Raw genomic sequence first — 14,213 nt, 5'->3', positions numbered from 1 at the left:
ATGGCTGGCGAAGGGGCTTCGCGTTCGGCGCGCGTGTTGCTGCTGGTGGCCGTCGCCCTCATTGGCCTCAATCTGAGACCGTTCATCACCGGCATAGGACCCTTGGTGGCCGACATCGGCGCGGAGACCGGTCTCGACCTCAAGGGCATTTCCCTGCTGACCCTGGTTCCGATGGCCCTGATGGGGATCGTGGCCTTTGCCGGGCCTTTCCTGCAGTCCCGCATTGGCGCACGGCGCTCGGTCCTCGCCTCGCTTTTCGTGCTTGCCGCAGGCTCCCTGCTGCGCCTGTTCGCGACGACCGGCTGGCAGATCGTAGGGACCGCAGCCCTGCTTGGCCTGGGCGTAGCGGTCATCCAGGCGGTGTTTCCCGGCATCGTCAAAAAGCAGTTCCCGAACCAGGTCGGCGTGGTCATGGGGCTCTATTCCGCCACACTGGTCGGCGGCGGCGCCTTGGGCGCACAGGCCGCGCCACTGATTGCATCAGCCACCGGCGACTGGCATTTCGGTCTGGCCTGGATGGCGATCCCGGCGGTGCTGACGCTTCTGCTTGCGGCCCACACCTTGCCGCGCGACAGGGCAGCGCGACAAGGTGGCATCAGTGCCTGGACCATGCTCGGGCGACCCCGCCTTTGGCTGCTGATGGCCTGCTTCGGCCTGGTCAACGGCGGCTACTCGGCCGTCGTGGCATGGCTGGCACCTTTCTATCGCGAGCATGGCTGGAGCGCTGCCGCCAACGGCAGCTTGCTGGCGATCATGGCTGTGTTCCAGGGACTGGCTGCCCTCCTGCTGCCGATGCTGGCCAGGGGCAAGGACCTGCGGCCATGGCTGTGGCTGACACTTGCCATGCAGGCGGCAGGCTTTGTCGCGCTGGCCTTTCGCCCTGAAGCCGCGCCGTTCGCTTCGGCGATGTTGCTCGGCAGCGGGCTGGGCGGTTGTTTTGCGCTGTCGATGATCGTTGCGCTCGACCATCTGCCCGATCCGACCGAAGCCGGCGCGCTTTCTGCATTGATGCAGGGCGGCGGCTTCCTGATCACGGCATTTCCGCCCTGGATCGTCGCCGCGCTGCACGACGCCACCGGCAGTTTCGTCGCCGGCTGGTTGACGCATCTGGTCACGGTTCTCGTCGTCGCAGCGCTGTACTGGCGGGTTTCGCCGGCCAGTTATGCTCGGGCCATGAGCGTCCCGACGATCGGGGATGAGCCGAGACTGCGTGCGCCTGCGAGGTCGCTCTAGCCTGTCCGAAACTGTGCTCGGCGGGGAGAGGCGCAATCAGGTCGTGGTCGTTTCCAGACATATCGGACAACCCTTTTGGCAGGGAATGCACGGCCCCCGGCCGTTCGATCGGCACGCTGAAGTCGGCGCTGCGTGACAAAACTGACGGTTTCTTTGATGACATCGTTTCACAAGTGATGGTCTCTTGCGCGCTCTATTTCATCCAAAGTTCGGAGTCTATTTTCCGGCGACGTTGAATGAAGAACGAGAAACATCATGCGTCTGGCACCTGTTCCCTTGACTGCCAAGGAGACGTCACGTCTCGGAAGCTCAATCCGCTCCGCTGTCCTTATTGCCGCCTTCGTATTCGCCTCAACCCTTTCCAGTGCACATGCCGAAGAACAGAGTTGGGTCGGTACCTGGATGGCGAGCCCACAACCGACATGGAAACCGGATTTCGCTCTTCCAACCAAGATCCCGCAATCGGTGAAAGACCAGACCATCAGGCAGGTCGTGCGAGTCAGCCTTGGCGGCGACCGCGTGCGCCTGGTGTTCTCCAATACCTATGGCGATCAGCCGTTGAAGATCGGTGCTGCCGGCGTGGGGCTAGCGGGTGAAAACGGAGCGGTCGAGCCGGCAACGATCCGCAAGGTCACCTTTGGTGGCAAGGATGAGATCCTTGTTCCACCCGGCGCCCCGGCCGTGAGCGATCCGCTGGACCTGACCGTCGGGCCGCAGGCGAAGCTCGCCGTCTCGCTCTACCTGCCCGAAGAAACACCGCTGACGACGTTCCACTGGGACGGCCGCCAGACGGCGTGGTTCGGCAACGGGGATCTCACCCATGCCAAAGATTTCGCCGCTACGTCGACGACGGATGCCCGCATGTTTCTCAGCGAGGTCCTCGTGGAGACCCGGAACGACGGCACTGTCGTCGTCGTCGGTGATTCAATCACCGACGGCAACGGGGCGACGATCGACGCTGATGCACGCTGGTCGGATTTTCTCGCCAAACGGCTCGCTCCCGACCACATCGCGGTTCTGAATGCCGGCATTTCAGGCGGCAGGCTGCTTCAGGACAAGATGGGGGTGAACGTCGCGGCAAGATTGCAGCGGGACGTGTTCTCGCAGCCGGGCCTGAAAGCGGTCGTTCTGCTCATCGGCATCAATGATATCTCCTGGCCGGGTACCGATTTTGCTGCAGCCCAGCAGCGTCCGACGCTCGACGACATGATCGCCGGCTATCAGCAGGTCATCGCGCAGGCGCGCGCCAACAATGTGCGTCTTGTTGGAGCGACATTGCCTCCTTTCGAAGGCGCGCTCAGCGGAACACCGCTCGGCAACTACTATCACCCCGACAAGGATGCCTTGCGTCAGAAAGTTAATCGCTGGATCCGGGAAAGCGGCGCCTTCGACGCCATCGTGGATTTCGACGCAGTCCTGCGCGATCCGGATCATCCCGCCCGTCTCGTCCCGGCTTTCGATTCCGGCGACCATCTCCATCCCGGCGACGAGGGCAACCGGGCGATGGCCGACGCCATAGATCTTGGTGTTCTTCTCGGTCGCTGATCCCGACCGGACAAGGCTTGGCTGCTATGGCTGCCAACAGGGTACGCGTGAAAAGCTGCGTTGCGTTGTCTGTCGCGATACCCGCACCTCGCGTTTTCAGAACGGCAGTTGGCGTGAAGGCATTCAGGCAAGCTCACCAAGATGCAGGCGAACCCATCTGGCTTCCTCGGAAGCGGTACGCCGAAAGTGTCTTTTGAAGTCACGGCTGAACTGGGCGGCACTGGCGTAGCCGACCGATGCCGCGATTTCCGCGATCGTTCGGTCTCCGCGAGCGACCATCAACCGTGCTTCGTGGAGCCGGATCGCCTTCACATATTGAATTGGCGTACTGCCGGTCAGGTTCCTGAAATGGACGTGGTAGGAAGGGACGCTCATGCCCGCGTCGTTGGCCAGCGCGGTGACTGAAATCTCGGAAGCGTAGCTTTCGTGCAATCGAGCGAGGCTTTGCACGATCCTCCCGGAAGGCCCCTTTTGCTGCAAGGCTGAGATCATCGCGCTGCCTTGTGGGCCGACCAGGACCCGATAGTGCAGCTCGCGCAGGATGCCCGCGCCCAGGATCGCAAGCTCGGCAGCATCATTCAGCGCCCGCAGCAGGCGCAGCACGACATCTTCGATAGCCGGCTCCATTCTGCTGGAGACCAGGCTTTTCACCTTGCCGGATACCGCCCGCGAGCCGACTTGCGTCGCGATCTCGGCAGCCAGTCGCATGTCGAACTCGACATAGACAGCAAGCAGGGGGCGTTCCGGGCTGGCCATGGATTCCATGCGGAACGGAACGGGCACCGACACGGCAAGATAGTGCTCCGCGTCATAAAGATAGACCTCGCCTTCAAGCATGCCCTGCTTGCGTCCCTGCAACACGAACACCGCGCCTGGCTTGTAGAGTACAGGAACGTCGTGAAGCTCCGTCTCGGTCCTGAGAATGCGGACACCATCAAGCGGTGTCGGATTGTAGCCCTGGCCGGGAGCCAGCTGGCCGGCCAGCTCCACCAGCTCGTTCTGCCCGATCCGCTCTCTGCTCGTTTTCATAGGATTCGACAAGAAACCAATAGGATCTGCGATCGATACGCGCCTTCAGAAGATTATTTGTCAATGTCAGACAGGCAGTCAACAGGAAGAGGTCCGGCATGCAACAGAGAACATTCTTTATCACGGGCGCGAACTCCGGCTTCGGTTTCGCCATCGCGGCGGCGGCCAGCCGGGAAGGACATAAAGTCATCGGTGCCGTTCGCTCACCACAATCACGCGCGGATCTCGCCAAGCGCCTGCCGGCGGTTCATTCCGTCCTGTGTGACGTGACGGAGTTCGATCGGGTAGCCGACGTCGTCCGGCAGGCCGAGGAGGATCATGGTCCGGTCGATGTGCTGATCAACAATGCCGGCTACGGTCACGAGGGGATCCTGGAGGAGTCGCCTCTGGAAGAGATGCGGCGTCAGTTCGATGTGAACGTCTTCGGCGCCGTCGCAGTCGCCAAAGCCTTCCTGCCACGGTTCCGCGAAAGGCGTAGCGGGTTCATTGTGAACGTGACCTCGATGGGTGGCATGATCACCATGCCCGGCATCGCTTATTATTGCGGGAGCAAGTTCGCCCTTCAGGGTATTTCGGAAGTCATGCGCGCAGAGATGGCGCCTTTCGGCGTACATGTGATGGCCCTGTGTCCCGGCTCGTTTCGAACGGATTGGGCCGGGCGCTCGATGATCAGGACGGAACGGTCCATCCCGGACTATGACCCGCTGTTCGAGCCCATCCGGCGGGCACGACTGGCCAGAAGCGGCAAGCAGCGCGGTGATCCGGACAAGCTCGCTGCGGCTGTTCTGGATATGGTCGGGTCCGACAATCCGCCGCCGCAGCTCCTGCTCGGCAGCGATGCCCTCAGGTTCGTATCGGAGCGGGTCGAACGTTTGAAGCAGGAGATCGAAGCATGGAAGCCGGTCACCGTCTCGACCGACGGTTGACGGATCGGCCCGCGAGCTGATGACGTCCGCCAGCATGTTACCGGCAGCCCCAAGGTGAGCACGGTATCTGGTATTCACCTTGGGTCTGTTCTCAAATCATGATCAAGGGAACATCGTCTCAGAGGTTATCCAGAGCCCCGTCCACGGCATGCGGCTCGATGTCGGAGATTTCGTCTTCGCTGAAGGCGAGATTGGCAAGTGAACCCACTCCCTCGCGCACCTGCTCGGGCCGGCTCGCGCCGATGATGGCCGAGGTCATCCTGGGATCACGCAGAACCCAGGCAAGCGCCATCTGGGCCAGCGTCTGGCCCCGCCGGTGCGCGATCGCCTGCAACGCGCGGACCCTGGCGGTGTTCGTTTGCGTGATCGAATCCGCCTTGAGGAAACGCCCTCCGGCGGCGCGGCTGTCTGAGGGGATGCCGTTGAGATAGCGGTCGGTGAGCACGCCCTGTGCCAGCGGCGAAAACACGATGCAGCCCATGCCTTCGGTTTCGAGCCTGTCGAGCAGACTATCCTGTTCGATCCAGCGATCGAACATCGAATAGCTCGGCTGATGGATCAAAGCAGGGGTTCCCAGATCGCGCAGGATCTTTGTCGCCCTTGCGGTCTGCTCGTTCGTATAGGAGGAGATTCCGACGTAGAGCGCCTTGCCCTGACGCGCGATCGTATCCAGCGCACCCATTGTTTCTTCCAGCGGCGTTTCGGGATCGAAACGGTGCGAATAGAAGATGTCGACATAGTCGAGCTTCATGCGCCTGAGGCTCTGATCCAGGCTGGAGATGAGATACTTCCGGCTGCCGCCATCACCATAAGGCCCAGGCCACATGTCCCAGCCGGCCTTGGAAGAGATGATCATCTCGTCGCGATAGGCCTTGAAATCCGAGGAAATGATCGTGCCGAAGAATTCCTCTGCAGAGCCGGGCGGGGGACCATAGTTGTTGGCAAGATCGAAATGGGTGATGCCGAGGTCGAATGCCTCGTGCAGAATCTTCCGCGAGCGGTCGGGCTGGGTATCGTGGCCAAAATTGTGCCAGAGCCCGAGCGATATCGCCGGCAGCTTCAACCCGCTTCGGCCTGCGCGTCGGTACTGCATGCCTTCATAGCGCGCCGGGGATGGGGAATAGGGCATGTGTTTCTCCAGTGCAGTCGGGCCTGCCGGCGAATCACGGTACTCGCCGGCCATGACTGTGGTTTGGCTTTTCAAGAAATTCGACCCCGTCGGGGCCAAGCCGTGAGGCTGCGCGTTTACTCCGGCTTTTCTCCGCGCCGGCGGTCCAGCCACGCGTAGATTTCGCCGACGATGCCGCGCCGGAAGATCAATACGCAGATCATGAAGATCAGGCCGGTGGCGATGGTGACGGGAAAGTCGGAGGTGGCGAGCAGGTTCTGCAGCGCAACGACAAAACCGGCACCGAAGATCGGGCCGGCCATCGTGCCGATGCCGCCGAGCAGCGTCATTAGGATGACCTCGCCCGACATCTGCCAGGCGACGTCGGTCAGCGTGGCGAACTGGAACACAAGCGCCTTGATCGCGCCGGCAAGGCCGGCAAGAGCCGCCGACATGACGAAGGCGGCGAGCTTGTAGTTCTGCACCGAATAGCCGAGCGAGATGGCGCGGCTTTCGTTCTCGCGGATCGAGCGCAGGATGAGGCCGAAGGGCGAGTTGACGATGCGCCAGACGATGAACAGGCCGAGCAGGAAATTGGCGGCGACGAAATAATACATCGTGCGTTCGTCATGCAGGTCGAACACGCCGAGGAAGGTTCCGCGCGGCACGCCCTGGATGCCATCCTCGCCGCCGGTGAAACTGGCCTGCACGCAGAAGAAGAAGAACATCTGCGAAAGCGCCAGCGTGATCATGGCGAAATAGATGCCCTGGCGGCGAATGGCGACGAAGCCGATGACGAGGCCGAGCAGCGCGGCACCCGCGACGCCGATGAGAATGCCGATCTCCGGCGAAACGCCCCAGACCTTGACGGCGTGCGCGGTGAAATAGGCGGCTCCGCCGAAGAACGCGGCATGTCCGAAGGACAGCAGGCCCGTGTAACCGAGCAGAAGATTGAAGGCGCAGGCAAACAGCGCAAAGCACATCATCTTCATCAGGAAGATCGGGTAGACGAAGAAGGGCAGCGCCAGCAGCGCCACCATGCCGAGCCCGATCAGGACCATTTCGACGCGGTTCGCTGTTCCCGCTTTGCTGGCGTGTATGGTTGCGTCCGCCATATCAGGCATCCTTCCCGAACAGGCCGGCTGGGCGGATCAAAAGCACGATGGCCATGATCACGAAGATGACGATGCTGGAGGCCTCGGGGTAGAAAACCTTGGTCAGGCCCTCCGCGAGGCCGAGCATGTAGCCGGTCAGGATCGCCCCCAGGATCGAGCCCATGCCGCCGACCACAACCACCGCAAAAACGATGACGATCATGTTGGAGCCCATCAGCGGGCTGACCTGGTAGACCGGCGCGGCCATGATGCCGGCGAGCCCGGCAAGGCCGGCGCCGAGCCCGTAGGTCAGCGTCAGCAGCATCGGTACGTTGACGCCGAACGCCTGCACCAGCTTGGGGTTTTCGGTCGCGGCGCGCAGGTAGGAACCGAACTTGGTCTTTTCGACCAGCAGCCAGGCGCCCAGGCAGACGATGAGTGACGCCACGACGATCCAGCCGCGATAGATCGGCAGGAACATGAAGCCGAGGTTGACGCCGCCGGCGAGAGCGGGCGGCACCGGATAGGGGTTACCGGAAACGCCGTAGACATAGCGGAACACGCCTTCCAGCACCAAAGCGAGGCCGAAGGTGAAGAGCAGGCCGTAAAGCGGGTCCACCTCATAGAGCCGCGACAGCGCCAGCCGCTCGACGACGATGCCGAACAGCCCGACCGCGATCGGCACCAGGATCAATGCTGGCCAGTAGCCGATGCCGAGCTTGGCCAGGATGAGATAGCCGATGAAGGCGCCAAGCATGTATTGTGCGCCATGCGCGAAGTTGATGACGCGCAGCAGGCCGAAGATGATGGCGAGGCCCAGCGAGAGCATGGCGTAGAACGAACCGTTGATCAGGCCGACCAGCAGCTGTCCGGCAAAGGCCTGGATGGGGATGCCGAAAATCATTGGTCAGACCCCCAGCACTTCATGCAGCTCATCCATCCTGTTCTCGAGTTCGCCGACCGGAAACTCGGACAGCACCTTGCCGTGCTCCATCAGGTAGAAACGATCCGCGACACGGCTGGCGAAGCGGAAATTCTGCTCGACCAGCAGGATCGTCATGCCGCGGCGCTTCAGTTCGGCCAGCAATTCGCCGATGCGTTGCACGATCACCGGCGCCAGCCCTTCCGTCGGTTCGTCGAGCAGGATCGTCCGGGCGCCGGTGCGCAGGATGCGCGCGATCGCCAGCATTTGCTGCTCGCCGCCGGAGAGCTTGGTGCCCTGGCTGCTGCGCCGTTCCTTCAGGTTCGGGAACAGTCCGAAAATCTCGTCGACGCTCATGCCGCCCTGGGCCACCACCGGCGGCAGCATCAGGTTCTCGTCCACCGTCAGTGTCGCGAAGATACCGCGCTCTTCCGGCACATAGCCGATGCCGGCCCGCGCGGTGTGGTGCAGAGGCATGCGGATCAGGTCCTTGCCGGCAAACGTCACCTGGCCGGTCCGCTTGCGGATCAGCCCCATGATCGCCCGCAATGTCGTCGTCTTGCCGACGCCGTTGCGGCCGAGCAGCGTGACGGTCTCGCCCTCGCGGATGTCGAGGTCGACGCCATGCAGGGCATGGCTTTCGCCGTACCAGGCGTTCAGGCCGCGGACCGAGAGCAGGGGAGAAGCGCTACTCATGTTCGGTCCCCATATAGGCGACCCGCACGCGTTCGTCCTTGCTCACGGTGTCGTAGTCGCCTGCCGCCAGAATCTGGCCGCGCTGGAGCACCGTCACCCAGTCGGCGATGTCGGCGACGACGGATAGATTGTGCTCCACCATCAGCACGGCACGGTCGCCGGCTATGGTGTGGACCAGTCTGGAAATCGCGCCGACATCCTCGTGGCCCATGCCCGCCATCGGCTCGTCGAGCAGCAGGACCTTGGGGTCGAGGGCGAGCGTCGTCGCGATCTCCAGTACACGCTTGCGGCCATAGGAGAGGTCGGACGCCAGCCTGTTCCTGGCATTGTCGAGGCCGACGGCCTGCAAAAGGTCCATGGCCTTCGGCGTCAACTGGTCGAGCGCGGAAAGCGAGCGCCAGAACTGGGTGGCGAGCCCGTTGGGACGCTGCAGCGCAACCCGCACATTGTCGAGCACTGTCAGGTGCGGAAAGGTCGCCGATATCTGGAACGAACGCACCACCCCCAAGCGCGCCACCTTGGCCGGCGCTGCCCTGGTGATGTCGTGGCCGGTCAGGGTGATGGTGCCTGCGGTCGGCTGCAGAAACTTGGTCAGAAGATTGAACACGGTCGTCTTGCCGGCCCCATTGGGGCCGATCAAGGCATGAATCTTGCCGTGATGGACATCGAGGTCGACATCCTTCACGGCAACGAAGCCAGCAAAATCGCGCCGCAGGCCGCGTGCGGACAGTACGGGCGGGTTTGATTGGGGCTCGCTGCTCAACGATACCCCCAACCCTGGTTGCGACATCGCCCTACTGTACGAGCGGGCATCCGGACTCCGCAGGCTTGGTGTAGGCTTCGTCGCCCGGAATGGTTGCGAGAACCTTGTAGTAGTCCCACGGTCCCTTGCTCTCCGACGGCTTTTTCACTTCCATCAGGTACATGTTGTAGATCATGCGGCCGTTGGCGCTGACCTTGCCGCCGCGCGCAAAGACATCTTCGACCGGCATCTCGTGCAGGTTCTTGGAAACCGCTTCGGTTTCGTCGGTGCCGGCCTTGTCGATGGCCTTGAGGTATTGCAGCACGGCCGAATAGGTGCCGGCCTGGATCATGTTCGGCATGCGGCCGGTGCGGTCCATGAACTTCTTCGACCAGGCGCGGGATTCATCGTCGCGATCCCAGTAGAAGCCTTCCGTCAGCGTCAGGCCCTGTGCAGCCTCCAGGCCGAGGCCATGCACTTCGGCGAGGGTGAAGAGCAGTGCCGCCATGCGCTGGCCGCCCGAGACGATGCCGAATTCCGCCGCCTGCTTGATCGCGTTGGCGGTGTCGAGGCCGGCATTGGCGAGGCCGATGACCTTGGCTCCCGAGGACTGCGCCTGCAGCAGGAAGGAGGAGTAGTCGGTGGTGGCGAGCGGATGGCGCACCGCACCCACCACCTTGCCGCCCTTCGAGGTGACGAATTTCGAGGTCTGTTCTTCCAGCGAATAGCCGAAGGCATAGTCCGCAGTCAGGAAGAACCAGGTGTCGCCGCCTTGCTGGACGAGCGCCCCGCCGGTGCCGACAGCCAGCGCATGGGTGTCGTAGGCCCAATGGAAGCCGTAAGGCGAGCAGGACTTGCCGGTGAGTTCGGACGTCGCCGCGCCGGTGACGATGTCGATCTTCTTCTTTTCCTTCGAGATGCCCTGCACGGCGAGCGCGACGGACGATGTGGTGAGCTCCATGATCGCGTCGACCTGCTCGGTGTCGTACCACTGGCGTGCGATGTTGGAAGCGATGTCGGCCTTGTTCTGGTGGTCCGCTGTCACGACTTCGATCGGCACGCCCTTCACCTTGCCGCCGAAGTCCTCGACCGCCATCTTGGCGGCCTCGTAGGACCATTTGCCGCCGAAGTCGGCATAGACGCCCGACTGGTCGTTCAGGATGCCTATCTTGACCTTGTTGTCCGAAAACTGCTGAGCGGCTGCAGGTAGTGAAACGCTTGCAAGAAGCGCGACCGCAAGCGCGCGTGAGATCATCGCCATATGGTTCCTCCCGAGTGGACAGCGGCCCTCCAGCCGCCGCATGCGAACCCTCACCCTTTTGCAGTCTAGCAAGGACGCATGCGTAAAGTCAGCATGGCATGGCCATGTCGGGGAATTCTAGTTCGACGATGTGCGTAGAGCGTGACAGCCGGAGGATATTCTCCGGGCTGCTGCCGGACGGGCAATGTCCCGCCGGGGCTCCGGCTATACCTGATGCGTAACGAGCGCGATGCCAAGTCCGATCAGGATCGAACCGCAGGCCTTGGGCACCACCCAGCTCGATGCGCCTGAGGACAATCGTCCGAGCGTGACCGAGGCGAGGCCGACGGCGGCGACATCGGCGGCCGAGAATACCAGATTGACCACCACACCGAGGACCAGGAACTGCAGCCACAGCGGGACAGCTGCGCCGGTGTCCACGAACTGCGGCAGGAAAGTCAGGAAGAACAGCGCCGTCTTGGGATTGAGCACTTCGACGACAATGCTGTCGCGCAACGTGTTCGGCTGATGAGGTTCGTTCTTGTCTGCGGCCTGGTTCCACCCCAGGAACATGGTGACGCCAAGCCACACCAGATAAGCCGCACCGGCAAAGCGGACTGCTGCGTAGACCGTCGGCGCATTATCGATCAGCGACGCCAGGCCGATCGTGGCGGCGGCGATATGAAAATAACAGCCGAGATGGATGCCGAGTGCCGCCAGCAATCCGGCATGGCGGCCATGGGCCACGGTCTGCGCGGTCATGTAGAGGATCGCCGGCCCCGGCATGAAAGCAAAGGCCACCGTTGCGACGACGAACGGAATCCACGGCTCCGGCAATGGCATGCGACCCTCCCCTGTTCCGCGGCACCTCTGCGCCGTGCGAACCATTCGGCACTTAGCTGCCGTCGCGAGAAGGGGTAGGAGGACAGGGAGAGCGGAGACATACGGCAGATGCCGTATTTCGGCATACGCCTGTCGCCGCTACGGTGATCTTGGTTAAGCAGGTATTACCGGGGATGATGGCGATGGAAGCGGCAATCTCAGCCGGTAGGCAATCCCAGCCGAACCGCATAGGCGGTGAGTTCGGCAATGTTGTGGAGGTCGAGCTTCCGCATCAGGTTTTCACGATGCTTGCGGGCGGTGGCCTGGCTGATGCCGAGCCGTTCGGCCGTTTCGCGCGCGGTCATGCCTTGCGCCACCAGCAGCAGGATCTGGCGTTCCCGCTGGGTCAAAGGCACCGGCGAAATGATCTCCTGCGGATCGGGTGCCCGGCTTCTCCTGTCCGGCTCGCTGACCGCGAAACGTACCGTTTGCGCAAGATAGGTTTCGCCGTGTCGCATCGCCTCGATCGCCGCGCCGAGTTCTTCAGGATCGCCGTCCTTGGTGAGGTAGGCGTTCGCCCCGAATTCCAGCGCCAGCCGTACCGTTCGCGGCTCGATGTTGGCGGTCAGCACGATGATCTGCAGTCGAGGCGCCAGCTCCCTGATCTCGGCGATGAACGGCACGCCCGAAACGCCGGGCATGCCGAGATCGAGGACGAGCAGGTCGGCCCTGGTGTCGCGTACGCGTTTGAGCAGCGTCTCCCCTTCCGCTGCTTCCGCCACCACCGACACGTTCTCCATCGCGCCGATGAGCAGCTTGACGCCTTCGCGCATGATGGCGTGGTCGTCGGCGAGGATGGCGGTCAGCGGGCGATGCATGATGTCTCTGTCCTGGGGACGACAGCTTAGTTCGGCGATTGCTAACGTATGGGAAACGCGCAGGCGATAGATCAAGCGGCAGGCCGGGGAAAGGGTCAGACCAATGCGGTCAGCACGAGGGGTTCGATGCAGGAAGACAAGATCCAGGAAGCCCTGATCGAGCACCTCTATCGCAATGCCTATGGCGTGGTGATTTCGAATGTCACGATCTCGCTCGGCATCATCTATGTGCTTTACGGTTCTGTGCCGACTGACTGGCTCGTGCCCTGGGCCGTCGCCGTCTATGCGTTGATCGCGGCGCGCGTCCTGGCGGCACGACGGTTCTGGAAGCATCCCAGAACGCCGGCGTCCCTGCGCGGATGGGCCTGGACGGCTGCCGGCTTTTCGTGGGTTTCGGGCCTGCTGTGGGGCTCGCTCACCTGGATCGGCTATATTCCCGATCAGCCACACCTGTTTGCCTTCATTGTCGCCATTCTTGCCGGTCTGGTCAGCGGCACCATCCCGTCCATGTCGGCCTTCCCGCCAGCGCTGATCGGTTCGATCCTGGCGACAACGCTGCCGGTCGCCGCCCGCTTCACGACGATGCCGGGTGCCGTTGGCGATGCCTATCTTTTCCTGCTCGCCTGCCTGATCGCCATCAACATCTACTATGGCCGCATCGCTTATCGCATGCTGCATGAGATGATCCGGCTGCGCCTGGAAAATGTCGGGCTGATCGGGCACCTGCAGGAGGAACGGGACCGCGCGCAGACCGCGGACCGCGCCAAGACGCGGTTCCTTGCAGCCGCTTCCCATGACCTGCGCCAGCCGATCCACGCGCTCGGGTTGCTGATCTCGACCCTGTCGGTGCTCGGTCGCCGGGGCGACGTGCCATCCGGCGAAGCGCGCAGCCTGGCCAGTTCGGCCAAGGCGATCGTCGGCAATCTGAGCAGCCTGCTCAATGCGCTTCTCGACATCTCGAAACTCGATGCCGGTGTCGTCACCGTTACCAGGGAAGATGTCGATCTTGGCGAACTCTTCCGCAACCTGCGCGATGAGTTCGCCGCTAGCGCTCGGGCGAAAGGTCTGAACTGGCGCGTGATGGATACGTCTGTCCATGTCGATACCGATCCGATGATGCTGAAGCGGATCCTCGACAATCTTCTCACCAACGCCTTCCGTTACACCAGCACCGGCAGCGTGCTGCTCGGTTGCCGTCGACGTGGAGTGATGGTGGAAATCCAGGTCTGGGACAGCGGCCTTGGCGTACCGGAAGATCAGAAGGCGGCGATCTTCGAGGAGTTCGTCCAGCTGAACAATCCTGCACGTGACAAGGCGCAGGGTCTCGGCCTTGGCCTGGCGATCGTGCGCAGGACCGCCGAATTGCTGGGGCATTCGCTCAAACTCGTCTCGACGCCAGGTCGTGGCTCGATGTTCTCGGTGATGCTGCCTTCCGCCCATGGTGCGGCGCCTGTCCTTCCGGTCAACAGCGCGACGCGGGTTGAGACGGCGGCGAGCCTGATGATCGTCGATGACGAGCGGGACGTGCTCGATGCCATGGTGGGCTTGCTCGCGCTGGAGGGGCACCGGATCTATGCCGGGCAATCCGCCGCGGAGGTCGAGGCCGCTCACGGCAAAGCCGCCAGGATGGGGCCAGCACCCGTTGACCTGATCGTCGCCGACTACCGCCTGAAGGACAACGCCACCGGGGTCGAGGCGATCAAGTCGCTGTCGGCATATCTCGGCCGCATGGTGCCGGGCATCGTGGTGACGGGCGATACGTCGCCGTCACGTATCCGGGAGGCAACGGCCAGCGGCTTCCGCATCCTGCACAAACCGGTCAGCGGCGACGATCTCAGGGAAGCCATCGCTGCCGCGCTTTCGGGACAAGAGAACTCCGCCGCTTCAGGCGGAAGACGCGGCGGGCGATCGTCCAGCAAATAGGGGTCGCCGGCAGCCCGGTGCGACAATCTGGGTCATCGCGCAGGGTGGCCATCAC

At 62.8% G+C, this 14,213-nt stretch carries 13 protein-coding genes; 4 read left to right on the top strand and 9 right to left on the bottom strand.

Going from position 1 to position 14,213, the window contains the following annotated elements; genetic code table 11:
- Complete coding sequence (locus tag C1M53_RS10785; protein ID WP_129412252.1) at positions 1–1,233, top strand: cyanate transporter; 1,233 nt, start codon at positions 1–3, stop codon at positions 1,231–1,233.
- Positions 1,234–1,488: 255 nt separating this feature from the next.
- Complete coding sequence (locus tag C1M53_RS10780; protein WP_129412251.1) at positions 1,489–2,778, top strand: SGNH/GDSL hydrolase family protein; 1,290 nt, start codon at positions 1,489–1,491, stop codon at positions 2,776–2,778.
- Positions 2,779–2,901: 123 nt separating this feature from the next.
- Here C1M53_RS10780 and C1M53_RS10775 read toward each other — a convergent pair whose 3' ends face one another.
- Positions 2,902–3,807, bottom strand: coding sequence for an AraC family transcriptional regulator (locus tag C1M53_RS10775; protein ID WP_129412250.1), 906 nt, complete (start codon positions 3,805–3,807; stop codon positions 2,902–2,904).
- Positions 3,808–3,905: 98 nt separating this feature from the next.
- Between C1M53_RS10775 and C1M53_RS10770 the strand changes: the two genes are divergently transcribed.
- Positions 3,906–4,733, top strand: coding sequence for an oxidoreductase (locus tag C1M53_RS10770; protein WP_129412249.1), 828 nt, complete (start codon positions 3,906–3,908; stop codon positions 4,731–4,733).
- A 118-nt stretch (positions 4,734–4,851) separates the two neighbouring features.
- On the opposite strand, the gene mgrA is transcribed toward C1M53_RS10770, so the two are convergent.
- The 8 genes from mgrA to C1M53_RS10730 all read right to left on the bottom strand — a co-directional run bounded on the left by mgrA (position 4,852) and on the right by C1M53_RS10730 (position 12,235).
- Positions 4,852–5,862 (bottom strand): L-glyceraldehyde 3-phosphate reductase, encoded by a 1,011-nt coding sequence (gene mgrA, locus C1M53_RS10765; protein ID WP_129412248.1) that lies wholly within the window; start codon positions 5,860–5,862, stop codon positions 4,852–4,854.
- 116 nt (positions 5,863–5,978) lie between these two features.
- Positions 5,979–6,956, bottom strand: coding sequence for a branched-chain amino acid ABC transporter permease (locus C1M53_RS10760; RefSeq protein WP_129412247.1), 978 nt, complete (start codon positions 6,954–6,956; stop codon positions 5,979–5,981).
- A 1-nt stretch (position 6,957) separates the two neighbouring features.
- A complete protein-coding gene (locus tag C1M53_RS10755) occupies positions 6,958–7,839 on the bottom strand; it encodes a branched-chain amino acid ABC transporter permease (protein WP_129412246.1) in 882 nt (293 codons plus the stop codon).
- Between the two features lie 3 nt (positions 7,840–7,842).
- Positions 7,843–8,553, bottom strand: a complete 711-nt coding sequence (locus C1M53_RS10750) for an ABC transporter ATP-binding protein (RefSeq protein WP_129412245.1) — start codon at positions 8,551–8,553, stop codon at positions 7,843–7,845.
- A complete protein-coding gene (locus C1M53_RS10745; RefSeq protein ID WP_129412244.1) occupies positions 8,546–9,343 on the bottom strand; it encodes an ABC transporter ATP-binding protein in 798 nt (265 codons plus the stop codon). Before C1M53_RS10745 ends, C1M53_RS10750 begins: the two co-directional genes overlap by 8 nt.
- Positions 9,344–9,347: 4 nt before the next feature.
- Entirely contained in the window at positions 9,348–10,550 is a 1,203-nt protein-coding gene (locus C1M53_RS10740; protein WP_129416112.1) for an ABC transporter substrate-binding protein, read from the bottom strand.
- A gap of 210 nt (positions 10,551–10,760) precedes the next feature.
- Complete coding sequence (locus C1M53_RS10735; RefSeq protein ID WP_129412243.1) at positions 10,761–11,378, bottom strand: LysE family translocator; 618 nt, start codon at positions 11,376–11,378, stop codon at positions 10,761–10,763.
- Between the two features lie 197 nt (positions 11,379–11,575).
- Positions 11,576–12,235 carry a response regulator transcription factor gene (locus C1M53_RS10730; protein ID WP_129412242.1) on the bottom strand — a complete coding sequence of 220 codons (660 nt, stop codon included), beginning with the start codon at positions 12,233–12,235 and terminating at the stop codon, positions 11,576–11,578.
- Positions 12,236–12,361: 126 nt separating this feature from the next.
- On the opposite strand from C1M53_RS10730, the gene C1M53_RS10725 reads away from it, so the two are divergent.
- Entirely contained in the window at positions 12,362–14,158 is a 1,797-nt protein-coding gene (locus C1M53_RS10725) for a hybrid sensor histidine kinase/response regulator (protein WP_129412241.1), read from the top strand.
- Positions 14,159–14,213 lie beyond the last annotated feature (55 nt).

The sequence above is a fragment of the Mesorhizobium sp. Pch-S genome (assembly GCF_004136315.1).
Lineage (GTDB): Bacteria > Pseudomonadota > Alphaproteobacteria > Rhizobiales > Rhizobiaceae > Mesorhizobium.
The sequence above is the reverse complement of the archived record's forward strand: the minus strand, read 5'-3'. Positions and strand labels throughout refer to the sequence as shown.